The sequence below is a fragment of the Mycobacterium sp. NGS64 genome (genome assembly GCF_059812245.1).
Window position 1 is genome coordinate 286,903 of sequence record NZ_JCALCI010000004.1, and the last position, 23,668, is coordinate 310,570.

Here is a 23,668-nt window from a genome sequence, read left to right on the forward strand (position 1 = left end):
GTTCCGCATAGATGGGAGGCGGCGATGAACGTCAAGCACGTCCCGGTGTTGATCGTCGGCGCGGGAGCCGCCGGCCTGGCCACCTCTGCGTTGCTCGCCAAACACGGCGTTCGCTCGCTGGTAATCGAAAAGCGCGGTGAGGTCTTCATCTACCCGAAGGCGCGCAACCTGAGCTTCCGCAGCCTGGAGATCCTGCGCGGCCTTGGATTGGCCGACGAGGTCCGCGCGATCGCCCACGGCGTTTCCGACATGGTGAGCAAGCCCACGCTCAACAGCACCGAACAGCGTCAGGCACTCGACGTCAACGCGATCTTCGCGCCGTTCAAGGATCTGAGCCCGGAGCCCGGCGGCCAGTACTGCCCGCAGAGCGCCTTCGAACCGATCCTGCTCACCCACATCCGCCGACACGGTAGCGAGGCCCGCTACAACACAGAGTTGGACTCGTTCGACCAGGACGAAGGCGGCGTCACCACGCTCATCCGCGATCGCGAGTCGGGCGCGACCGAGGTGGTACGCGCCGACTATCTCGTCGCCGCCGACGGTGTGCACAGCCCGATCCGCGACGCGCTGGGCGTGACGACCTCCGGCTACGGGGCGCTGCCGATCTATGTCGTGTTCGTCTACTTCCGGGCGCCGTGGCGAAAATTCGTCCGCGACCTCGCCGCCGGCGACGGCATCCAGGTCAAGAACCCGGACGTGGAGGGCATCTTTCTGCCGGTGCGCGACGACTTCGGCATGTTCATCAACACGTACTTTCCCGCCCGCGGCGAATCCGTCGAACAGTTCACCGCGCAGCGGTGCCGCGAGATGCTGACGAAAGCGATTGGCGAGCCGATCGACGTGGAAGTCATCGACGTCGCACCCTGGCAGCCGTATGAGCGGGTCGCCGACCAATTCCGCTGCGGCCGAGTGTTTCTCGTCGGCGACTCGGCCCACACCATGCCGCCGTTCAAGGCCGGCGGAGCCAACACCGCCCTCCAGAGCGCGCACAACCTGGCCTGGAAGCTGGCTAGCGTCCTGAACGGGACCGCCGACCCGGCGTTGTTGGATACCTACCAAGCCGAGCGGCACCCGGTCGGGCGCTTCAACGCGCGCCAGTCGCTCACCGGGCCGTCGCTGGCCTTCTTGCGGTTGGACGACGACCGGCCGCTGTTGCCGCCGGACGAAGAGGCGCCCATGTTCGCGCTGCTGATCGGATACCGATACCATTCTGCCGCAGTGGTTTCCGACGATCCGGTTCCGCCGGATGCCGACGCCGTGTCACTGGTGGACGAATTGCGCGGGCAGCCGGGGACCCGCGTCCCGCACGCCTGGGTCATCGACGGCGGAAGGCGGGTCTCCACCCTCGATCTGCTCGGTCCCGGCTTCACGCTGCTCACCGGAGACGACGACGCCGCGTGGTCGGACGGCGCGGCCTGCGCGTCGAAGGCCGCCGGCGTCCCAATCACCGTGCGGCGCATCGGGACCGCGGTTGACGTCGACGGCTCCTGGGCCGCCGCGACGGGACTCGCGCCCGACGCGGCGTTGTTGGTGCGACCCGACGACTTTGTCGCCTGGCGCGCCGACGAGATCCCGCGCTCACCGGGCGACGAGCTCGGTCGGGCACTGTGCCGCATCCTCGGCCGCGCGCCATGACCGACCCGCCGCGTTCCGAAACGGTGGCGTGCCTGGGGTCAAGCACCACCGCGTCGAGGGGAACCTACAAATGGATCGACGAGCTGGAAAAGCGGCCCCACAACAACCGGTTTCGCTTCGTCAACCTCGGCGTCGGCGGGGATCTGTCGCTCAACGCCGTCCGGCGCCTCGACCGGGTGATCGCGCGTCGCCCGGACCGGGTCATCGTGCTGATCGGAAGCAACGACATCATGGCGAGCGTCTTTCCCAACTTCCGGCGATTCGTCCGCATGTTGAAGGGGCTTCGCGAAGAACCGACACCGGCGCGGTTCGAGGAGAACCTGTCCGTCATCGTGCGCCGGCTGCAACGGGAGACCAACGCCAGGGTCGCGCTGAGTTCCCTTGCACCGGTGGGGGAAGCGCCCGATTCACGCCATCCGGTGCAGGCGCGGCTCAACGACTTGTTCGCCACCTACAACGGCATCATCCGCGATGCGGCCGCGCGGGAGTCCACGGACTACATCCCGTTCTACGAAGCATTCCAGGAGCGCCTCACCCGGGCGGCGACGACCCAACCGTTCACCCGGTTTTCCTTCGCGTTGCTCTACCGCGACTACCTGAGGCGGGAAATGGTGCTACGCCAAAGCTTTGACGAGATCGCTCGGCGCAACGGCTGGCAGTTCCACATCGACGGCATTCATCTCAACACCAACGGCGGGCGCATCCTCGCCGAGGCAGTCCAGCGGTTCCTGGACTCCTGAGACCGCCGCGAGCAGACGCAGAATCGCACTGCGCAGCGCTCTTCTATGCGATTCTGCGTCTGCTCGCCATGGTTAGCCAGCTTTGCGTGCACGGTCCAAATGGGTGGCGATGCGCATGGCAAGTCGCTCGGGTTCGCGTCTTACATCGTGGACGACGATCGGAATGATCGTCCATCCAAGTTCCTGGATGATGCCGGATCTTATTTTGTCTCGAAGCATCTCGCTGGGTCCCGCATGCCACTCGATGCTTTCGTATTCAGCCGCTAGGCGCATCTCCGGCCACGCAAAATCGACTCGCCACAATTCACCGTCGCTACCACGAATTGGGTATTGAAGTTCTGGAAGGGGGAGCCCGTGGTCGATCATTACGAGTCGAGCCTCGCTTTCCATCGCGGATTCCGCACGTCCGTCGGCGAAGGGAAGGAGTCCCCGCACGGCCACTATCCCGCGACGGCCCCGCTGCTCGGCGACCGCACGTTCGAGTTCTGCGCGGCTGCAACGCATCGAACGCAATGCGGCGTCAAGTGTTGCGATTGCCCGAGGACGTGGCAACTGCCTCGCGACTTCGACAGCGGTCCAGGCAGGTGTGGTCGCGAGACGGCCTGCTATCCGTTGCAATGGGGCGCCAGTGCGTTGATGAACCATCAGGCCGACTGTGGGACGCATTCGTACACCAGGATCGAGGATGTGGATTGCGGTCGCGTTTTCCGTGTCGAAGCCGTACAGGGCTGCGGCTGTGTTCATGCAGACAACGGCGTGCTGCCCCATAAACATGTCCAACGCGGACAGGCGACCTGAAAGATCCGGCTCCTTAGCGGCGTAAACCCCATACCAGACGCGTTTGAGGCCACCGTTTCGAACTTGGACATCGAGCTGCTGCCTGGTCATTACCGTCAGCAACTGTGCAGTAGTGGCGAACCCGCCAGCCTGCTGCAGGACTGCGAGCGCTCTAGCATGCACCGCCAGAGCATGCGGGGGGCACGCCGTATTGGCGAGTCACCGCTGGGGATAGACGGCCGAGCAGACGCAGAATCGCACTGCGCAGCGCGCGCTCGTGCGATTCTGCGTCTGCTCGCGGTAAAAAGGCGAACTACAGCGGGATGTTCTTGTGGCGCCCGCGGCGCGCCGGCGCCTGGGCCAACGCCTCGGTGAGCTTGCTGCGGGTGTGCGCCGGGTCGATCTTCTCGTCGACCACCCCGATCTCGATGGCGCTGTCGACGCCGCCGGCGATCCGCTCGTGCTCGGCGGCCAGTTCGTCGTGCAGCGCTTCGCGTTCGTGGTCGGCCGCGGCGGCCAGCTTCTTCTTGTGCAGGATGCCGACGGCCGCCTTGGCGCCCATCACCGCAACCTCGGCGTCCGGCCAGGCGAACACCTTGGTCGCGTTCAACGAGCGGGAGTTCATCGCGATGTAGGCCCCGCCGTAGGTCTTTCGAGTGACCAGGGTGACCCGGGGCACGGTGGCCTCGCCGAACGCGTGCAGCAGCTTCGCGCCGCGGCGCACCACGCCACCCCACTCCTGGTCGACACCCGGCAGGTAACCGGGCACGTCGACGACCACGATCAGCGGGATCCCGAACGCGTCGCACAGCCGCACGAAACGTGCCGCCTTCTCGGCGCTTTCGGAGTTCAGGCAGCCGCCGAGCCGCAGCGGGTTGTTGGCCAGCACGCCGACGGTGCGGCCCGACAACCGGCCCAGCCCCACCACCATGGACGGCGCCCAGTTGGCCTGGAACTCGTCGAACGGTGTGTCAGAGTCCAGGATCGCGGTCACGATCGGATGCACGTCGTAGGCCCGCCGCGCCGACTCGGGCAGCAGCGCGTGGATGTCGGTGTCGCCGGCCTCGGCCTTGCTGCGGTCGAAATGTCCCTGCTGGCAGAACAATCCGACCAATCGGCGGCCACGCTCGTAGGCGTCGAGCTCGTCGTCGGCGACGATGTGGCACACGCCGGACTTCTTGTGGTGCGTCTCCGGGCCGCCGAGCGACGCCATGTCGACGTCCTCGCCGGTGACGCTGCGCACCACGTCGGGTCCGGTGACGAACACCCGGCTTTCGGGCGCCATCACGACCACGTCCGTCAGCGCCGGGCCGTAGGCGGCGCCGCCGGCGGCGAAGCCGACAACGACCGAAACCTGCGGAATGTAGCCCGACGCGCGGATCATGGCCTCGAACACCAGCCCGACCGCGTGCAGCGCCCGGACCCCCTCGGCCAGCCGGGCACCACCGGAGTGCCAGATGCCCACGATCGGGCTCTGTTCCTCGATGGCGGTGTCGTAGGCGTTGACGATGTGCGTGCACCCCTCGATGCCCATCGCGCCGCCCATCACGGTGCCGTCCGTGCAGAACGCGATGGTGCGCAGGCCATTCACGGTCCCCGCGGCGGCCAGCACGCCCGAGCGGTCACGCTCGTGCAGGAGTTCCACGCTGCCGTCGTCGAAGAAGTTGCTCAGGCGCAGCAACGGGTCTCGGGGGTCGAGCGACTCACCAACCGACGAGGGGGCCATGATTGTCATCGCAGGTCTCCTGATTCCGAGTGTGCCCGGGCTATGGGGCGGGTTTAGTACCGCCCGAAAGCGATCGCCACGTTGTGACCGCCGAATCCGAACGAGTTGTTGATCGCGTACTTGTAGTTGCCCGGCCGCGGCTTGCCCGCCACCACGTCCAAATCGATCTCCGGATCGAGGTTGACGAGGTTCAGTGTCGGCGGGATCACCTGCTCCCGCAACGCGAGCACGGTCAGGATCGACTCCACCGCGCCGACCGCACCCACCGAGTGGCCGAGAGCGGACTTGGGCGCGTACACCGCCGGCTTGTGGCCGCGCAGCGCGTTGTTGATGGCGCGGCCCTCGGCCAGGTCGCCGACCTGGGTGCCGGTGGCGTGAGCGTTGATGTGGTCGATGTCGCCGGGGGTGAGGTCGGCGAGCTGGATCGCCCGCGTCATCGCGTGCCCGGCGCGCTCGCCGTTGGGATCCGGCGCCACCATGTGGAAGCCGTCCGAGGTGATGCTCGCCCCCATGATCCGGGCCAGGATGTTGGCGCCACGAGCCTTGGCGTTCTCCTCGGTCTCGATCAACATGAGCGCCCCGGCCTCGCCGAACACGAAGCCGTCGCGGTCCTTATCGAACGGGCGGCAGGCACCGGCGGGGTCGTCGTTGTTGGTCGACATCACGATGCGCATCTGGGCGAACCCGGCGATGGGCACCGCCTCGATCCGGGTCTCCACCCCACCGCAGATCGCCGCGTCGGCCTCACCGAGCACGATCTGTTGCCACGCCCGCGCGATGCCCTCCGAGCCGGACGCGCACGCCGAAATCGGCGTCATCACACCGGCTTTGGCGTGCCGTTCCAGGCCCACCGCCGCGGCGGCACCGTTGGGCATGTACTTCTGCACCGCCAGTGGCGAGACCGCCTTCATGCCACGAGCGCGCATCTCGTCGTAGCTGAAGACGAGCTCTTCGGCCGAGCCCAGCCCGGTGCCGATGGACACCGCCAACCGGTCGGTGTCGAGCTCCGGGTTGCCGGCGTTCTCCCACAGCCGCCGGCTCAGAACGGTGGACATCTTCTGCAGGTAGCCCATCCGGCGCAGCTCGACGCGCGTGAGCTGACTGTCGAATTCCTCCAACAGGTGCCCGCCGATGCGGACCGGCAGGTCGAACTCCTCGACGAACGGGTCATCGAGGGTGCGGATGCCGCTTTGGCCGTCCAACAACAGCTTCCACGTGTTCTCCGCGTCTGTCGCGAGTGCGGTCGTCATGGCAACGCCGGTAACCACTACATTGGGGAGCGCTTTCCCCGTAACCAGCTCCGTCATGGCTTTAGCGATCGTTCCTTCCGTGTTGTCCGGCTCCTCCGCGGGCCGCCTTCGGCCCGCGGCGTCGCCGAACGTCCTGCCTCAGTAGCGCCCGAACGCGAGCGCCACGTTGTGACCGCCGAAGCCGAACGAGTTGTTGATCGCGTAACGGAATTCGCCGTAGCGAGGTTCGCCCGCGACCACATCAAGGTCGATTTCGGGATCGGGTGTTTCGTAGTTCAACGTGGGCGGTATGACGCCGTCCCGAAGGGTCAGTACCGTCAAAACGGATTCCAGCGCGCCTACCGCGCCGATCGAGTGGCCCAGCGCCGACTTTGGCGCATACACCGCGGCGTGCTCGCAACCGGCGACACGGAGCGCGTTGGCCTCCGCGGCGTCGCCGATCGGTGTCGCCGTCCCGTGCGCGTTCACGTGGTCAATGTCCTTGGCGGACAAGCCCGCCAGCTCCAACGACCGCGTCATCGCACGACCGGCACGAACACCGTCCGCGGCGGGCGCCACCATGTGGAAGGCGTCCGAAGTGATACCGGCACCCAGCAGCCGGGCCAGCGGCTTGGCGCCGCGGGCCTTGGCGTGCTCCTCGGTCTCGATGAGCATGAGCGCACCGGCCTCGCCGAACACGAAGCCGTCACGGTCCTTGTCGAACGGACGCGAGGCCCGCTCGGGCTCGTCGTTGCGAGTCGACATGGCCCGCATCATCGAGAACGCCGCGATGGGCAGCGCCTCGATGGGACCCTCGACGCCGCCCGCCACGGCGACGTCAGCGTCACCCATGACTATTTGACGCCATGCGTGCGCGATTGCTTCCGAGCCCGACGAACACGCCGAGACCGGGGTCATCACGCCGGCGCGAGCACCGAGCTGTAGGCCGACGGTGGCGGCGGCGCCGTTGGGCATGATCATCTGAACCGCGAGCGGCGACACCTTGCGGGGCCCGCCCTCGTTCATCAGGTCATAGCTCTCGACGATCCGCTCGGCGCCACCCAGGCCCGTGCCGACCACGACGGAGAACCGGTCGGGGTCGACATCGGGGCTGCCGGCGCTCTCCCAGAGCTGACCGGACAGCAGCTTGCCCATCCGCTGGACGTAGGACATCCGGCGCATGTCGAGCCTGCCCATGTGGTTGTCGACGGGCTCCTTGAGGTGTCCACCGATCTTGACGGGCAGGTCCCACTTGCTGACGAACTCGTCTTCGAGTACGTGGATGCCGCTCTCGCCGGCCAACAGACCCTTCCACGTGCTCTCGATGTCCGGCGCGATAGATGTCGTCGCCGTGACGGCGGTTACCACAACGCTGGGGTAACCGCCATTAGCAGTGGAAGGCTTGGTCACTTGCTGTCCGCTTCCATCCTCGCCTTGACGTTGGCAACGGCCTCGGGGTTCTCGGACTCGATCTTGGCGCGCAGCGCGGCGGCGGCCTCGGGGTCCTCTTCCTCGAGCTTCTGGATGTAGGCGACGACGTCACCGACGGTGCGCAGGCCGGCCAGGTCCTCGTCGGGGATCTTCACGCCGTACTTGTCCTCGGTCTGCACCGCGATCTCAACCATCGACAGCGAGTCGATGTCCAGGTCGTCGACGAACGACTTCTCCGGGGTGACCTCGGAGGGCTCGATACCGGTCACCTCTTCGATGATCTCGGCGATACCGGCGATAATTTCTTCCTGAGTGACGGCCACGGCCTATTCCCTTCGTAATGTGTTGTGTGCAAATCGGATTGACGTTTGCAGTTTTTATTTCCTGGCGAAAAGCCGGCGGTCTAGAGGCTTGCCAACTCGTCCAGATCTGCGGGTGACTTCACGGCACGGGCCGTAACCCCCCGAAGTTCGCGCTTGGCGATGCCGGTGAGCGTCCCCGCCGGGGGAAACTCCACGATCGCCGCGATCTCGTGCGCACGCATCGTCTCGTTGCACAGGTCCCAGCGCACCGGCTGGGTCAGTTGGGCGACGAGCGTGTCCATCGCTGCCGCCGCCGAGGCGACGGGCTTTCCGTCCCGATTGGACAGCAGCGTGGCGGTGGGCTCGGCGGTCGCGACGGCGGCCGCCGCGGCGGCGTAGCCGTCCAGGGCCGGAGCCATGTACTTGGTGTGGAACGCCCCGGCGACACCGAGGGCGCGGACGCGGGCCTTGGCCGGCGGGTCCTCGGCGAGCTTCTCCAGCGCGCCCCGCGGGCCCGCGGCGACGATCTGCCCGGGCGCGTTGCGGTTGGCGGGGAACAGGTCGAGTTCCTCGAGGCGGCTCAGCACCTCGGCCTCGTCACCGCCGAGCACCGCGGACATGCCGGTGGGCTCGATGGCGCAGGCCTTGGCCATTTCGGCGCCGCGGGTGGCGGCCAGCGCGACGGCGTCATCGGCGGCCAGCACGCCCGCGATGGCGTAGGCCGCGATTTCCCCGACGGAGTGGCCGGCGACGATGAATTCCTCACCCGCGAGCAGCTCACGCCTGGTCAGCTCCTGATGAGCGAGCAGCGTGGCCGCGACGATCAGGGGCTGGGCGACCGCGGTGTCGGTGATCTCCTCGGTCGATGCGGTGGTCCCGAGCCGAACCAGGTCCAGGCCGCTGGCCTTGGACCACAGGGCCAGCTGGTCTGCGGCGCCTGGCAGCTCCAACCACGGCGACAGCATCCCCACCGTCTGCGAACCCTGTCCGGGCGCAAGCAATGCAATCACGTGTTTAAGAGAACACTGTGGAAACGGTTTTGGCGGGTGTAACAGATTATGAACCTCGTCTTAGGTTTTTGTGAGCACCCTACAAAATCGCCCCGTAAGCTACGGTTTTGATACCGGCCCGCGATCTGTTGCCTGAATCACTATCGCTCGCCGGTACCCACCACACCAGTCCTGACCGGCAGCGGGACCGGCGTCAAGACGTTGTTGTCGATGCTGGACGGCTGCGCGGGGTAGTTCAACTGGCCCACCGTCGACGCCACACGCAGCACGTATGCGTCGCGTGGCTGGGTGGGATCACGCCCGGTGAAGTCGGTGATGCGCTTGAGCCGGTATCGGACGGTGTTTGGATGAACGAACAACTTTCTGGCACAAGCCTCAATCGCGCCGCCACAATCTAAGTACGCGTCGAGCGTCTCGATCAGCGTCGGCCCCGCCGCGGCGAGCGGCCCCATCACGTCGGTGTGCAGCGCCACGATCGCCGACGCGTCGCCCATCAGGGCGCGTTCGGGCAGCAGTTCGCGGGCGAGCACCGGCCGCGGCGCCCCTCGCCAGCCGGCGACGGCGTTCATCCCGGAGATCGCCTCGCTGGCGCTGTGGTAGGCCGCGGTCAGCATGGGCGCCGTCGGCCCGATCACCACCGGGCCGTCCGACAACGCGTTCAGCAGGTCGCCCAGGAATTTGTCGGTTAGCGATAGTTGGCCGGACACGATCGCCACCAGCCAGGTGCCGTGCACGTCGGTGAGCGCCGCCCGGCCGTGATGCGCGGCGATGTCGCGGACGTTCTGGCTGGCCCGCCGGGTGCCGCCGTCGCCGTTCGAGCCGTCACGATCCGGGGCCGGGATCCCGACGACGACCGTCGCCGGGGCGGTGGTGTCCCAGTTCAGCGCCGCGGCGCGGGACAGCAGCTCCGGGCCGGTATCGCCGCGGACGACCGCGTCGACGACGCTGGCCTCCATCCGGCTGTCCCAGGTGCCGCGGGCCTCGGCCGCGTTCGCGTAGGACGAGGCTGCGGTGAACGCCAGGTCGCGGCTGTACTTCAGGATGCCCACGGTCAGGGCGGTCAGCTGCTCCTCGGAGCGGGCCACCAGGGGCACGACCTCCTCGAAGAACTCCATGGTGACGCGGGCCAGGTCCACGCTGTCGCGCAGCGCGATGCGGCGGGCGAGGTCCTGGGGCACCAATTCGAAGGCCTGCGCGGTGTAGCTGACGTCGCTGTGCGGGTCCTGCATCCACTCGACGAAGTTGTTGATGGCTGTCTGGACTACGAGGGCCACGCTGGCCCGCTGCGAGGCCTCCAGGTCGGCGAAGAACGGCAACCGATCGCCCATGACCGACACCGCCTCGGTGGCCAGCCGGCCGGAATACTGCTTGAGCCGGCGCAGCAAAGACTCGGGCACGGTGTCGAGCAGCTCGAGCGGTGACCGCGGGTGCTTGGCGAACGGGCCGGCGAAGGGGTTGTCATTCACCCCTAAAACCTACGCCATTTTTTGGAAGTATTCGCCAAAGGGGGGCTCGCGTCGCGTCGGCCGAGCATGCGTCTGGCCGCACGGTCGACGGCGAGGCTGCGTCTGGCCGCACGTTCGGCAATCGCGGTCAGGCGACGCCCGGGTCCGACGTTTGCTCGGGCGCGGCCATGACGTCGTCGATGCGGTATTGGCGGGCGGCCGCGACCGGCACGGATGGGTCGATCTCGCCGTCGCGGGCCAGCGCCTCGAGCACCGCGACGACCTGCGACTCGGCGTCGGTGTTGAAGAAGCGCCGCGCGGCGGGGCGGGTGTCGGAGAAGCCGAACCCGTCGGTGCCCAGCGTGACGAAGGTGCCCGGCACCCACTGGCGGATCTGCTCGGGCACGGCGCGCATCCAGTCCGACACCGCGATGACGGGGCCGCTGGCCTCGGCCAGGGCGCGGGTCACATACGGGGTGCCGGCGGGCTGGTCGGGGTGGCGCAGCCGTTCCCGCTCGATGTTGACGCCGTCGCGGTTGAGCTCGCCCCAGCTGGTCACCGACCAGACGTCGGCGGCGACGTCCCATTCGGCGGCCAGCATCTGGGCCGCCTGCAGTGCGGCGGGCATGGCGACCCCGGAGGCCAGGATCTGCGCGGTGTTGGCCCGCTGTTCGGTGGCGGCGCGGTAGCGGTAGATGCCGCGCAGCACGCCCTCGGGATCGAAGTTGTCCGGCTCGGGGGGCTGCACGTAGGGCTCGTTGTAGACGGTGATGTAGAAGAACACGTTCTCCGGGTTGTCGCCGAACATGCGGGCCAGCCCGCTCTCCACGATGTAGGCGATCTCGAAGGCGAACGCCGGGTCATAGGACACTACCGCCGGATTGGTGGCGGCCAGCAGCAACGAGTGGCCGTCGGCGTGCTGCAGGCCCTCACCGGTCAGCGTGGTGCGCCCCGCGGTCGCGCCGAGCAAAAAGCCGCGCGCCATCTGGTCGGCCGCGGCCCACAGCCCGTCGCCGGTGCGCTGGAAGCCGAACATGGAATAGAAGATGTAGATCGGGATCATCGGCTCGTTGTGCGTCGCATACGACGTTCCGGCCGCGATGAACGAGCCCACCGAGCCCGCTTCGTTGATGCCCTCGTGCAGGATCTGGCCGACTTCGCTTTCCTTGTAGGCCAGCATCAGCTCCGCGTCGACGGCCGTGTACAGCTGGCCGAGGCGGTTGTAGATCTTCAGCGACGGGAACCACGAGTCCATCCCGAACGTACGCGCCTCGTCGGGAATGATCGGCACGATGCGCGGCCCAACTTCCTTGTGCCGCAACACTTCCTTGAACGTTCGCACCGTCGCCATGGTGGTGGCGACCTCCTGGTGGCCCGACCCCTTCTTCAGCGCGGCATAGGTGTCGCGGCCCGGCAGCGACAGCGCCTTGGCCTTGGTCCGGCGTTCGGGCAGGAAGCCGCCCAGCGCGCGGCGCCGGTCGAGCAGGTAGCGGATTTCCGGGGCGTCGGGGCCGGGGTGGTAGTAGGGCGGCAGGTAGGGATCCTCTTCGAGCTGGGCGTCGCTGATCGGGATCCGGATGGCGTCGCGGAAGTCCTTGAGGTCTTGCAGCGCAAGCTTTTTCATCTGATGGGTGGCGTTGCGGCCCTGGAAGTGCGCGCCCAGCGAGTAGCCCTTGATGGTCTTGGCCAGGATCACCGTCGGCTGCCCCTGGTGGTCGACGGCGGCGCGGTAGGCGGCGTACACCTTGCGATAATCGTGCCCGCCGCGCTTGAGGTTCCAGATCTCCGAATCGGTCATCTGCTCCACCAGCGCCTTGGTGCGCGGGTCGCGACCGAAGAAGTGGTCGCGCACGTAGGCCCCGTCGTTGGCCTTATAGGTCTGGTAGTCACCGTCGGGCGTGGTGTTCATCAGGTTGACCAGGGCGCCGTCCTTGTCGGCGTGCAGCAGGGCGTCCCACTCGCGGCCCCACACCACCTTGATGACGTTCCAGCCCGCGCCGCGGAAGAACGACTCCAGCTCCTGGATGATCTTGCCGTTGCCGCGCACCGGGCCGTCGAGGCGCTGCAGGTTGCAGTTGATCACGAAGGTCAGGTTGTCCAGGCCCTCGAGCGCCCCGACGTGCGCCAGGCCGCGGCTCTCCGGCTCGTCCATCTCGCCGTCGCCCAAAAAGCACCACACGTGCTGGTCGGAGGTGTCCCGGATGCCGCGGTCGTGCAGGTAGTGGTTGAACCGCGCCTGATAGATGGCGTTGAGCGGGCCCAGGCCCATCGACACGGTGGGGAACTCCCAGAAGTCGGGCATCAGCCGCGGGTGCGGGTAGGAGGGCAGCCCGCCGCCGGCGTGGCTGTGCTCCTGGCGGAAGCCATCGAGCTGGTCCTCGGACAGCCGGCCCTCCAGGAAGGCGCGGGCATAGATGCCGGGGGAGGCGTGGCCCTGGATGAACACCTGGTCCCCGCCGCCGGGATGCGACTTGCCGCGGAAGAAGTGGTTGAAGCCGACCTCATACAGCGCCGCCGAGGAGGCATACGTCGAAATGTGGCCGCCCACGCCGATTCCCGGGCGCTGGGCGCGGTGCACCATGATCGCGGCGTTCCACCGGATCCACGCCCGATAGCGGCGCTCGACGTCCTCATCGCCCGGGAACCACGGCTCCAGCTCGGTCGGGATGGTGTTGACGTAGTCCGTCGACGTCAGCGACGGAATCGCCACTCGCTTCTCACGGGAACGTTCCAGCAACCGCAGCATCAGGTAGCGCGCCCGCGCCGGCCCCGAGCGCTCCAGCAATTCATCAAAGGACTCGAGCCATTCCGACGTCTCGTCGGGGTCGATGTCGGGCAGGTAGGACGCCACACCCTCGCGGATCACCCGAACACGGTCGGGTTCGCTTGCGCTACTTGGGGTTTTCGCCAGGTCGTGGCGCGCGAACTCGGTGGTCAACTTCCGCTCCTGTAGTCGGCGGGGCAACGTCGTGCGTTGTACCTCCCTATCGTGCCGCACCGACGTTTCGGCCGGGTAGCCGCGGTGAGGATCCGGACCCGGTAACGTCTCCACTCGTGCTCATCGGATGGCGTGCCGTCCCTCGCATGCACCTGGGGGAGATCCCCAAGCGAGGCGCGCTGGCGCTTGGCTGTGTCGCGGCGGTGACCATCGGGATCGTGGGGTGTACCAGCGTCACCAAGGGGACCGCCACGCCCGACACGAATGTCGCCCCGGCCTACCGGCAGTCGGTGTCCGCGTCAGTGTCGGCCTCGTCGGCCACGTCGCGCGTGAAGGAGTCGCAGCGCCAGCAGTCGCTGACGACCAGGGCGGTGCGCACCTCGTGCGACACGCTGGCCACGTCGGCCAAGGACGCGATCGACCGGGTGAACGACTACGTCGCGGCGTTCAACGCGGGCCGCAACACCGGCCCGAACGAGGGCCCGGCGATCGGCGCGCTCAACGACAGCGCCACCACGGTCTCCAATAGCTTCAGTGATGCGCTGTCGCAGCAGCTGAAGGACGCGTTCAACGCCTATGTCGACGCGGCCCGCGGGGTGGCCAACGCCATCGGCACGCACGCGTCCATAGCGGAGTTCAACAGGCGGGTTGACCAGCTCAACGACACCAAGACGAAGGCGCTGAAACTCTGCCTGGCGTCCTACTGAGGCGCCTGGTGAGGGACGGGTATGGACCGCGTCGCGGCTATGCGACGATAATTCCCATCACACGGCGCGCGAACGGCTTAAGGAGGCTCCACGGTGGTCGCGGCGGATGACGCCCCGAGCTACGCTCGCAAACTCGGCATCCAACGGGACCAGGTTGTTCAGGAGTGGGGCTGGGACGAGGACACCGACGACGACATCCGGGCCGCGGTCGAGGAGGCCTGCGGCAGCGAGTTGCTCGACGAGGACAGCGACGAGGTGATCGACGTCGTGCTGTTGTGGTGGCGCGACGGGGACGGTGACCTGGTGGACACCCTGATGGACGCGATCAGCCCGCTGGCCGAGGACGGGGTGATCTGGGTGCTGACGCCCAAGACCGGCAAGCCCGGCCACGTGCTGCCCGCCGAGATCGCCGAGGCCGCCCCCACCGCCGGCCTGATGCCGACCTCGTCGGTCAACCTGGGCGACTGGAGCGCCAGCCAGCTGGTGCAGCCGAAGTCGCGGACCGGGAAGCGTTGATGCTGCCCGTCGGCACCACCGCCCCCGACTTCACATTGCGCGACCAAAACCAGCAGCCCGTCACCCTGAGCTCCTATCGCGGCGACAAAAACGTCCTGCTGATCTTTTTCCCGCTGGCATTCACCGGGATCTGCCAGGGTGAGCTCGATCTGCTGCGCGATCACCTGCCCGAGTTCGAGAACGACGACAGCGTGGCGTTGGCGATCTCGGTGGGTCCGCCGCCCACGCACAAGATCTGGGCGCTCGAGAGCGGGTTCACGTTCCCCGTGCTGTCGGATTTCTGGCCGCACGGCGAGGTCAGCCAGGCCTACGACGTGTTCAACGCCGACGCCGGCTACCCCAATCGCGGGACGTTCGTGGTCGACCGGTCCGGGATAATCCGATTCGCCGAGATGAAACAGCCCGGGGAATCCCGCGACCAGCGGCTGTGGACTCAAGCGTTGGCGGCGTTGCGCGCCTGAATGTTTGGGTTCATGGCCTTCAGGCGTGTAACCTGCGGCGGACCCGGGTTACCCCTCGGGGTCCGGGGCGCGTAGCTCAGTGGTAGAGCTCTGGTTTTACACACCAGCGGTCGGCGGTTCGATACCGTCCGCGCCCACCAATGTTGTTGCAGGTCAGCCGCGTAATGGTCGATTCTGGCCGGCCTTGCTGAGTGCCGCGGGGGTACTGATTGTCCCAGAGTGTCCCAAGAGCGACGTCCCAACGGTCGAGGCAGACGTCGACGGGTTGGGGCGGCTCGGAGGTCCTGGCGCACCGGGCGCCACGTTCATCCTCACCTGTCAGTGATCTACGGCCCCCTCATGTCGAAAGAGAGGGTCCCGACGCCGTTCGGACTGTAGTCGATGTACACCGGGTTGACCGTGAAAAGTCCGTTACCGGTGTTCATCACGGCGCTGGGCGTCACTGTCGGGTAGTACGAATTCGGGCCGCCGTCATAGGTGTAGGCGCCGATTTCTGTGCCATCGGCATACAGGGTGATTTTCGTTCCCGCAGCGGTGTTGCCGATCACTGATGCCGGGATTGTTCCTTCGACCCCGCCGGAATCGACTGCCGAGGAAATACTTTGGATCGGACCGCTGCCGATCTGCACCCCGAGGGTGGTGTACGGAGCGCCCGTGACTGTGGCATATGGCGTGAACGGATTGGCACCGAACTGCAGGTACCCCTGTGGCTCGTCGATGAGCAGCCCCTGGTTGTACGGTGCCGAGAGCGCCTGGGTTGGGATGTTGGTGCCGGGGCCGCCTGCGTTGGGCCCTACCCCCAGCACCCCCACTGCGCCGGTCGGTGCCATGTACGACTGCCACGTCAGACCGTTGATGAGCGCTGAGTGGATCGACGTCGGAAACGCGAACAGCTCCACATCGACCGGTGTCGGCGCGGTTACGAGGCCGCCGCCGAAGTTCATCGGCATGTCGTAGGTAGCGTAGATGTAGCCGAACGTGCCACCGTAGGTACCCATGCCGATGGCGCTGGGGACGCCGAGCCGCAACAGTTCGGGAAGGCCGCCGACATACCGCAGGGGGATGACAAGTCCCGTCGACCCGGTGTCCACCAGCAGCGGCACGGCCTGACCATTGCCGACGGCCGCATTCACAACTGGCGCTGTGCCGTTGACGATCGATAGCGGCGCGGTCGCTGTGCCGTTGTTGATCGATCCGCCCAACGTCGCCGTCGGGCCGGTAGGGAACAGAGGTCGACCCAGCAGTGTCTCGCTCGCTGCGTTAATCGTGTTCTGAATCTCGGTCACCAGATACGAATCAGCGCTCATCCGCAATGTCTGCGCGAATATCTGGTGAAACTCACCCGCCTGGGCACTGAGCGCCTGAAAGTCCCGGCCGATACCTGCAAATACCTCTGCGATCGCACTCGAGATCTCGTCGGCGGCGGCTGGGAGAACGCGCATGGTCGGGGGCGCCGCGCTGATGCTGGCTTCGTCCAGCACGGTGCCGATGCTCGACACGTCGCGTGCTGCGGCAGTGAGCATTTCGGGAGTGACGTACATGCTGCTCAGCTTTGTCCTATCAATAGCCGGTCGTCGGTCGTCGCACGGCAGGAATACGGCACGCGCACGACCCCCAGTCACACAGGGCATCCATGCTGGCATGCGCACAGCCGAGGTGCAGCCGCGGGGCCAGTTGCGAGAGCGAGATACCGGGCCGGGTTCCTCTTCCCAAACAGGTTCTAGGGGCGCAGCGTGTAGCGGTCCGGTGCCATTGCAGCGTGCGCATGACGTGGACGAAGCGCTCTGACTAGGCAACGGGCCCTGAACAGTATGGGGAATCATGTTGAGTGCGAACCTATTTGGACAACCATTGACCCGTGTCGCCGACGGCTGACGCTTTCAGCGGTTGCGTACGTTCTCACTTGGCCGGCGCAGCTAACGCATGCCGGCAGGCGGGTGCCGGCGTACGCAAACCTTGTGCGTTATGCAAATCACACAATGTGCGTTAGGCTCAGTCGGTGGCGCAACTGACATTCCAACGCGCTCGCACCGAGGAAGAGAAGCGCCAACGTGCGGAGGCCCTCGTGGAAGCCGCACGCTCGCTGGCAATGGAAACGGGCGTCGCGTCGGTCACCCTGACCGCGCTCGCCAGCCGCGCCGGAATTCACTATTCGGCGGTCCGCCGCTACTTCACCTCGTACAAGGAAGTCCTGCTGCATCTGTCCGCCGAGGGCTGGGTGCGATGGTCGACTACCGTGTCGGAGAAGCTGGCCGAGCCCGGCGCGAAGTCGCCCTCGCGCATCGCCGAGACATTGGCCCAAGCCCTGGCCGAGGACCCATTGTTCTGCGACCTGCTTGCCAACCTGCACCTGCACCTCGAACACGAGGTGAACGCCGAGCGGGTCATCGAGGTCAGGCGGATCAGCACCGCGGCCACACTCTCGCTGGCCGATTCGATTGCATCCGCGCTGCCCGAACTCGGACGATCGGGCTCGCTCGACATCCTGCTGGCCGCCTACTCGCTGGCGGCGACGCTCTGGCAAGTCGCGAACCCGCCGGAGCACCTGACCGACGTCTACGCCGAAGAGCCCGAAGTGGTTCCGCCCGAGTGGAATCTGGACTTCGCAACCGCCCTCACCCGCCTGCTGACGGCCACCTGCATCGGCCTGATCTCGGAATCCTCATGAACTCGGAAAGGAGCCGGAGCCCTGTGGCTTGGCGAACTGCAACCGGTGAACACGGTCCCGAACTCCTAGAGCGCTCGGGGCCTGAGCCGGCCGCGCAACCCTCCGCTGGTAGGGAGGGCGACGATGTCGCACCCCGCCGTGCCAAGAAAAGGGGGCTGCTGGGGCGTTTCTGGTTGGTGCTCACCATCGCAGCCGTCGTCGCGGTCTCGGGCTTCGTCGTATTCCGATTGCACGGTGTCTTTGGCGTTCACAAGGGTTCGTTCGGTGGTGGCACCTCGGGCGAGGTCCTCGACGAGTTCAACGCCAAGACGATCACGCTCCAGGTCTGGGGCTCACCGGGAAGCACCGCAACCATCAACTACCTCGACGAAAATTCCCATCCACAGCAGGCGCTCAACGTGCCCTTGCCCTGGAGCAAAGTATTGAGTTCAACCAAGCCCGGCATCCCGGCAAACCTGGTGGCGCAAGGAGACGGCAGTTGGATCGCTTGCCAGTTCGTGGTGAACAAGCACGACGGGAGCGGTGACGTCATCAAGACTCCGAACCGATCAGATCCCAACGAAACCGTGAACCCCTTCGTCTACTGCCTGGACAAGTCCGCATGAGCGAGCCAGCCCAGGCACCGCCGCGCGTCGACCAGCCGCTGATCCCGCCGTTCCTGCCGCGGATGATCCACCGGCTCGCCCTGCCGATCGTCCTGGTGTGGTTGGCCATCGTGTTCATCACCAACACCGCGGCCCCGCAGCTGGAGGCCGTCGCCAAAAACCACTCGGTGTCGATGAGTCCTACTGACGCGGCGTCCTTTCAGTCGATGATGAAGGTCGGGTCGACGTTCAAGGAGTTCAACTCCGACAACTCGGCCATGATCTTGCTGGAGGGCGACAAGCCACTCGGGGCCGATGCACACCGCTACTACGACGAAATCGTCAGGCGCGTCGAGCAGGACAAGAAACACGTTCAGCACGTCCAGGATTTCTGGAGTGATCCACTGACGGCAGCGGGTTCCCAGAGCCACGACCAGAAGGCCGCGTACGTCCAGGTCTACCTCGCCGGCAACATGGGCAGCGGGCAGGCGAACGAATCTGCCCTGGCCGTCCGCAAGATCGTGGACTCGGTGCCAGCGCCGCCGGGAATCAAGGCATACGTCACCGGCGCCGGTCCGCTGTTCGCTGACCAGTCCCACGCCGGCGAGAAGGGCGTCGCGCTCGTCACTCTCGTCACTTTTGTGGTGATCGTGGTGATGCTGCTGTTCGTCTACCGATCGTTCACCACCATGCTGATCATGCTGGCGATGGTGTTCATCGAGTTGGCTGCCGCTCGAGGCGTCGTTGCCTTCCTGGCCAACAACGAGATCATCGGACTCTCCACCTTCGCCAACAATTTGTTGGTGTTGATGGCGATCGCTGCGGGAACGGACTACGCGATTTTCGTGGTCGGCCGCTACCACGAGGCCCGCGGTCTGGGCGAGACTCGCGAAGAAGCCTTCTACACCATGTTCCATAGCACCGCGCATGTCGTGCTCGGGTCGGGCCTGACCATCGCCGGCGCGATGTACTGCCTGAGCTTCTGCCGATTGCCGTATTTCCAGTCATTGGGTGCACCGTGCGCCATCGGCATGTTGGTAGCGGTACTCGCGGCGTTGACGCTGGGCCCCGCAGTGCTGACCGTGGCTTCGTTCTTCAAGCTCATGGATCCGAAGCGCAAGCTGGCGACCCAGGGCTGGCGTCGCATCGGCACCGCGGTCGTCCGCTGGCCCGCGCCGGTTCTCGCGGTGACCATCGGGATCGCATTGGTTGGTCTGCTCGCCCTGCCCGGTTACAAGACGGACTACGACAACCGCCACTTCCTGCCGGCGGACACCCCGGCCAATGTCGGTTATGCCGCCGCGGACCGGCACTTCGACCAGGCTCGGCTCAATCCCGAGCTGTTGATGATCCAGACCGATCACGACCTGCGTAACCCGGCCGATTTCTTGATCCTGGACAAGGTGGCCAAGGCGGTCTTCCACATCCCCGGTATCGGACGGGTGCAGACCATCACCCGACCATTGGGCACGCCGCTCGACCACAGCACCCTCGGTTTTCAGATGGGTGCGCAAGCCGCAGGGCGGATCCAGACCCAGCACTATCAAGACGAGCAGGCGGCAAACCTGCTCAAGCAGGCGGACGAGCTGCGCAAGACAATGGCAACGCTGCATGAGCAGATGCAGGTCACGCAAGACCTGAGCAACACCACGCACGAAACCACCAGGCTCACCAAGGAAACCGTGCAGATAACCGAATCATTGCGCGACGACATCGCCAACTTCGACGACTTCTTCCGGCCAATTCGCAGCTACTTCTACTGGGAGCGGCACTGCTACGACATTCCGGCCTGCTGGGCGATCCGGTCGATCTTCAACGCGCTCGATGGCATCGATCAGGTGGCGCAGAACATCGTGAACCTCAGCGCGAACCTGGACAAGCTGGATCGGATCCAGCCGAAGCTGGTGGCGCTGATACCGCCGCAGATCGAAAGCCAGCAGCACAACCTCGACACCATCATGTCGAACTACGCGACCCAGATGGGCCTCAACGAACAGGCCAGAGCGCAGTCCGACAACGCCACCGCCCAAGGCGATGCCTTCGATAAAGCTAAAAATGACGACACCTTCTACCTTCCGCCGGAGGCGTTCAAGAGCCCGGATTTCGCGCGGGGTCTGAAGAACTTCATCTCGCCGGATGGGCACGCCGTGCGGTTGATCATCTCCCATGAAGGCGACCCGGCGAGTCCCGAAGGCATCAGCCACATCGAACCGATCAAGCAGGCCGTCCACGAGGCGATCAAGGGCACGCCCTGGGAGGGCTCCAAGGTGTATCTCGGCGGTACCGCCGCGACGTACAAGGACATGCACGACGGCTCTGACATCGACCTGCTGATCGCCGGAATTGCCGCAGCCACACTGATTTTCATCATCATGCTGGTGATCACCCGAAGCGTCGTGGCGGCCGTTGTCATCGTCGGGACGGTGTTGCTGTCATTGGGCGCCTCATTCGGACTCTCCGTGCTGCTATGGCAGTACATCCTGGGCATGAAGTTGCACTGGATGGTGCTGGCGATGGCGATCATCCTGCTGCTCGCGGTCGGCTCGGACTACAACCTGCTGTTGATATCGCGGTTCAAGGAGGAAATCCACGCCGGGCTCAAAACGGGGACGATCCGCGCGATGGCCGGTTCGGGCTCGGTGGTTACTTCCGCCGGTCTGGTGTTTGCCGCCACCATGGCCACGTTCGCGTTCAGCCCGCTGTTGGTGATGGCCCAGGTAGGTACGACGATCGCGCTGGGTCTGTTGTTCGACACCTTGATCGTGCGGTCGTTCATGACGCCGTCGCTGGCCACCTTGCTCGGGCGCTGGTTCTGGTGGCCACAGCACGTGCGTCCGCGGCCGGCCAGCACCATGCTGCGACCGTACGGACCGCGTCCCGCCGTGCGCGAGCTGATTCTCAGCGGCGTCGATGAGCGCCCGGCGGGCGGAGTGGTACAACCGCGCTAGGAATCGGTGCGGACTTCGAGACCGATTGCAGGACAACGAATTTCAGCCTGGCGCCCGACTGGGGTCGAGTGCTCGAAGGGTTAAGCCGGCAGCTCGACTGCGGGGGTAGACACCCGTGCGTTCCGCGCGGCTGGCCAGCCAACGGGTGCGGTACTCAGGACAAAACTTCGAGCGCGGCGCGGGCTCGGTACCACCGCACGACCTGCAAGGCCAAGGCTTCCGTCGTCATCTCACACGGCCAGCCCGCTCCCGTTCCACGGCACTATCGCGTCACCACGAACCCTTCCGGTTAAGTAGCCGACCGCGAGCGCCCGACCGTCATTCAGTAGGCGACTACTGCAGACGGCCCCATCGATTCGCATGAGGCTCGGCTAATGGGTGGACCGACATGTCTTTTGTGATCGCGACGCCGGGGTCTGTGACGGAGGCGGCGACTGATCTGGCGGGCATCGGCTCGTCGCTCAGCGATGCCAACGCGGCGGCCGCGGCTTCGACCACCAACGTGGTCACTGCCGCCGAGGACGAGGTGTCGGCGGCCATCGCCGAGGTGTTCTCGGCCCAGGGGCAAAGTCTTCAGGCGGTTGTCGCTCGGGCGGCGGCGTTCCAGGAACAGTTCGTGCAGGCCTTGACCGCGGCTGCGGACTCCTACGCCCGCGCTGAGGCCGCCAATGAGGCGGCGTTTGCGGCTAGCCCGGTCCAGACCCTCGAGCAGGGATTCACGCGCGTGGGAAACGCGCTCGCCGGCATCATCGGAGCGCCACCCCTCACACCGATTCCGGCCACCGGAAATCCGACCTTCGCCGGCGGACCGTCGCTGCTGACCAGGCTTGAAAATGCTGTGTTGTTGCCGCTGGTAAAGGATTTCATGGATCTGCCGATCATCGATCACCAGTTTGCGATGCCGAATTCCCCTCTTTTGGCGCTGCTCGCCAGCAACGTCCCGCCACTGTCGCTGGTGCTGGGTAACTCCCCGCCGAAGCTGCTGCCGCTGCTGCTGGGGGAAACGGTCCAGCACACCACATATGACGGGATGAGCGTCGTGCAAATCACCCCGGCTCATCCCGACGGGAACTACGTGGTGGCCATTCACGGGGGCGCGGGCATCTTGCCACCCTTGATCTTCCACTGGATCGCCTACACGGCCATGGCCTACCAGACCGGCGCGACTATCGAAGTACCGATCTACCCGTTGGTGCAGCAGGGCGGCACCGCCGGTGTGGTGGTGCCGAAGATGGCCGGCCTGATCTCCTCGGAGGTCGCCGCGCACGGCGCTTCCCATGTCAGCGTGCTGGGTGACTCGGCGGGCGGCGACATCGCCCTTGCGTCCGTCGAATACATGGTGGCCAACAACGAGACCGTACCGGCGTCGATGGTGCTGCTTTCTCCAGGGCTGGACGCATCCTTCAGCAATCCGAACACTGCATTCATCCGAGGTTCCTGGCTCCCCCCTGTCTCGACCATTCAACAGATCGACAGGGAGTGGGCGGGCAATCTCCCTCTCGGCAACTATGAGGTGAGCCCGCTGAACGGGCCGCTCAACGGACTCCCGCCGACCACCGTCTACGCAGGTACCCAAGACATAGTCGCGCCCGATGTGCTTCGCCTGCAACAAGAAGCAGTCGCGCAAGGCGCCCCGATCAGCTTCGTACTGGCCACCGGCGAAACTCACGACTGGGCATTCATCACTCCGGACGCTTTGCAGTACTGGCCGCAGATCTACCGAGAACTGGGTGCCTAACGACGCGCTGCTGTCATCATTTTGTGCATGCGCGACACCAAGCACGTCGTCCTCATCCATGGGGCCTGGAGCCGGGGGGAGCAATTGGCCCACGCGCGCGCGGCATTCGAAGAGCGGGGCTACACCGCGCACACGCCGACGCTGCGCCATCACGAACTTCCCTCGCACGAGGGCGCGGCGAAAGTGGCCTCGCTGAGCCTTCGCGATTACGCCGACGACCTGGTGGGGTTCGTGAATTCGCTGGATTCCCAACCGCTTCTGGTGGGTCACTCGATGGGCGGCCTGGTGGCGCAGTTGGTCGCTGCGCGCACACGCCCGGCCGGCTTGGTGGCGGCATGCCCAGGCCCGGCCGCGGGGGTCCTCGGCGGGACCCGCACAAGCTTGCGGATGTCCCTGCCGCATGTCCTGCAGCCACTGTCCTGGAACAAACCGTGGCATCCCCCGACATACGAGCACTTTCGACGTTGGATCGCCAACACGCAGACCGAGGACACCGTCAGAGAGATTCACGACGGTTTGGTTTACGAATCCGGGCGCTATCTCTGGGAACTGCTCCTATCGGTACCAAGACTTTCGACGGCCAACGTTGTCGATTTCGCGGCGGTCAACGCCCCCGTGCTGGTGATCGGGGCCGAGAGTGATCGCATCGTGTCGGCCGGAGTCGTCCGCCGAACCGCGGCCCGCTATCGGCAGGCCAGCTACGTTGAGATTCCTTGCTGCGACCACATGGTGTTTTCCGGTGCCGCGCTACCGGTCACGATGAGCTATATCGATGAGTGGATGGCTCGACATCGGGTCCTCGGGTAGCGAGTC

General features: G+C 66.0%; 19 protein-coding genes and 1 tRNA gene. 11 read left to right on the forward strand and 9 right to left on the reverse strand.

Annotation, left to right across the window (positions count from 1 at the left end):
- Window positions 1–24 precede the first annotated feature (24 nt).
- Window positions 25–1,635, forward strand: a complete 1,611-nt coding sequence (locus AC5Y4S_RS19345; protein WP_500034286.1) for an FAD-dependent monooxygenase — start codon at window positions 25–27, stop codon at window positions 1,633–1,635.
- Window positions 1,632–2,375, forward strand: a complete 744-nt coding sequence (locus tag AC5Y4S_RS19350) for an SGNH/GDSL hydrolase family protein (protein ID WP_500034287.1) — start codon at window positions 1,632–1,634, stop codon at window positions 2,373–2,375. Before AC5Y4S_RS19345 ends, AC5Y4S_RS19350 begins: the two co-directional genes overlap by 4 nt.
- Window positions 2,376–2,447: 72 nt before the next feature.
- On the opposite strand, the gene AC5Y4S_RS19355 is transcribed toward AC5Y4S_RS19350, so the two are convergent.
- The 8 genes from AC5Y4S_RS19355 to aceE all read right to left on the reverse strand — a co-directional run bounded on the left by AC5Y4S_RS19355 (window position 2,448) and on the right by aceE (window position 13,233).
- Window positions 2,448–3,335 carry a type IV toxin-antitoxin system AbiEi family antitoxin gene (locus AC5Y4S_RS19355; RefSeq protein WP_500034288.1) on the reverse strand — a complete coding sequence of 296 codons (888 nt, stop codon included), beginning with the start codon at window positions 3,333–3,335 and terminating at the stop codon, window positions 2,448–2,450.
- A 130-nt stretch (window positions 3,336–3,465) separates the two neighbouring features.
- Window positions 3,466–4,887 carry an acyl-CoA carboxylase subunit beta gene (locus AC5Y4S_RS19360; RefSeq protein ID WP_068108940.1) on the reverse strand — a complete coding sequence of 474 codons (1,422 nt, stop codon included), beginning with the start codon at window positions 4,885–4,887 and terminating at the stop codon, window positions 3,466–3,468.
- Between the two features lie 44 nt (window positions 4,888–4,931).
- Entirely contained in the window at window positions 4,932–6,185 is a 1,254-nt protein-coding gene (kasB, locus tag AC5Y4S_RS19365; protein ID WP_068108938.1) for a 3-oxoacyl-ACP synthase KasB, read from the reverse strand.
- Window positions 6,186–6,266: 81 nt separating this feature from the next.
- Window positions 6,267–7,517: a 3-oxoacyl-ACP synthase KasA gene (kasA, locus tag AC5Y4S_RS19370; RefSeq protein ID WP_068108935.1), complete on the reverse strand. Its 1,251-nt coding sequence runs from the start codon at window positions 7,515–7,517 to the stop codon at window positions 6,267–6,269.
- Window positions 7,514–7,861 carry a meromycolate extension acyl carrier protein AcpM gene (gene acpM / locus AC5Y4S_RS19375; protein WP_068108932.1) on the reverse strand — a complete coding sequence of 116 codons (348 nt, stop codon included), beginning with the start codon at window positions 7,859–7,861 and terminating at the stop codon, window positions 7,514–7,516. Before acpM ends, kasA begins: the two co-directional genes overlap by 4 nt.
- An 80-nt stretch (window positions 7,862–7,941) precedes the next feature.
- Window positions 7,942–8,850, reverse strand: a complete 909-nt coding sequence (locus tag AC5Y4S_RS19380) for an ACP S-malonyltransferase (protein WP_500034289.1) — start codon at window positions 8,848–8,850, stop codon at window positions 7,942–7,944.
- Between the two features lie 140 nt (window positions 8,851–8,990).
- A complete protein-coding gene (locus tag AC5Y4S_RS19385; RefSeq protein WP_500034290.1) occupies window positions 8,991–10,316 on the reverse strand; it encodes a PucR family transcriptional regulator in 1,326 nt (441 codons plus the stop codon).
- A gap of 127 nt (window positions 10,317–10,443) precedes the next feature.
- Window positions 10,444–13,233 (reverse strand): pyruvate dehydrogenase (acetyl-transferring), homodimeric type, encoded by a 2,790-nt coding sequence (gene aceE / locus AC5Y4S_RS19390; RefSeq protein ID WP_500034291.1) that lies wholly within the window; start codon window positions 13,231–13,233, stop codon window positions 10,444–10,446.
- Between the two features lie 116 nt (window positions 13,234–13,349).
- Between aceE and AC5Y4S_RS19395 the strand changes: the two genes are divergently transcribed.
- The 4 genes from AC5Y4S_RS19395 (at window position 13,350) to AC5Y4S_RS19410 (ending at window position 15,057) form a co-directional block, all read left to right on the forward strand.
- The gene (locus tag AC5Y4S_RS19395) at window positions 13,350–13,940 is read left to right on the forward strand and encodes an Rv2240c family protein (RefSeq protein WP_068108919.1); all 591 of its coding nucleotides are present in this window, start codon (window positions 13,350–13,352) and stop codon (window positions 13,938–13,940) included.
- A 93-nt stretch (window positions 13,941–14,033) separates the two neighbouring features.
- Window positions 14,034–14,456, forward strand: a complete 423-nt coding sequence (locus tag AC5Y4S_RS19400; RefSeq protein WP_068108916.1) for a DUF3052 domain-containing protein — start codon at window positions 14,034–14,036, stop codon at window positions 14,454–14,456.
- Window positions 14,456–14,917 (forward strand): peroxiredoxin, encoded by a 462-nt coding sequence (locus tag AC5Y4S_RS19405; RefSeq protein ID WP_068108913.1) that lies wholly within the window; start codon window positions 14,456–14,458, stop codon window positions 14,915–14,917. Before AC5Y4S_RS19400 ends, AC5Y4S_RS19405 begins: the two co-directional genes overlap by 1 nt.
- A 65-nt stretch (window positions 14,918–14,982) precedes the next feature.
- A tRNA-Val gene (locus tag AC5Y4S_RS19410) sits at window positions 14,983–15,057 on the forward strand.
- Between the two features lie 186 nt (window positions 15,058–15,243).
- Here the strand turns inward: AC5Y4S_RS19410 and AC5Y4S_RS19415 are convergent.
- On the reverse strand, window positions 15,244–16,458 hold the full coding sequence (locus tag AC5Y4S_RS19415; protein WP_500034292.1) for a PecA family PE domain-processing aspartic protease: 1,215 nt from the start codon (window positions 16,456–16,458) through the stop codon (window positions 15,244–15,246).
- A gap of 458 nt (window positions 16,459–16,916) precedes the next feature.
- Between AC5Y4S_RS19415 and AC5Y4S_RS19420 the strand changes: the two genes are divergently transcribed.
- The 5 genes from AC5Y4S_RS19420 to AC5Y4S_RS19440 all read left to right on the forward strand — a co-directional run bounded on the left by AC5Y4S_RS19420 (window position 16,917) and on the right by AC5Y4S_RS19440 (window position 23,662).
- Window positions 16,917–17,585, forward strand: a complete 669-nt coding sequence (locus AC5Y4S_RS19420) for a TetR/AcrR family transcriptional regulator (RefSeq protein ID WP_500034293.1) — start codon at window positions 16,917–16,919, stop codon at window positions 17,583–17,585.
- A gap of 23 nt (window positions 17,586–17,608) precedes the next feature.
- Window positions 17,609–18,190 (forward strand): MmpS family transport accessory protein, encoded by a 582-nt coding sequence (locus tag AC5Y4S_RS19425; RefSeq protein ID WP_500034294.1) that lies wholly within the window; start codon window positions 17,609–17,611, stop codon window positions 18,188–18,190.
- Complete coding sequence (locus tag AC5Y4S_RS19430) at window positions 18,187–21,117, forward strand: MMPL/RND family transporter (protein ID WP_500034295.1); 2,931 nt, start codon at window positions 18,187–18,189, stop codon at window positions 21,115–21,117. Before AC5Y4S_RS19425 ends, AC5Y4S_RS19430 begins: the two co-directional genes overlap by 4 nt.
- A gap of 388 nt (window positions 21,118–21,505) precedes the next feature.
- Entirely contained in the window at window positions 21,506–22,855 is a 1,350-nt protein-coding gene (gene lipY / locus AC5Y4S_RS19435) for a triacylglycerol lipase LipY (protein WP_500034296.1), read from the forward strand.
- A 27-nt stretch (window positions 22,856–22,882) separates the two neighbouring features.
- Window positions 22,883–23,662, forward strand: a complete 780-nt coding sequence (locus AC5Y4S_RS19440; RefSeq protein ID WP_500034297.1) for an alpha/beta hydrolase — start codon at window positions 22,883–22,885, stop codon at window positions 23,660–23,662.
- Window positions 23,663–23,668 lie beyond the last annotated feature (6 nt).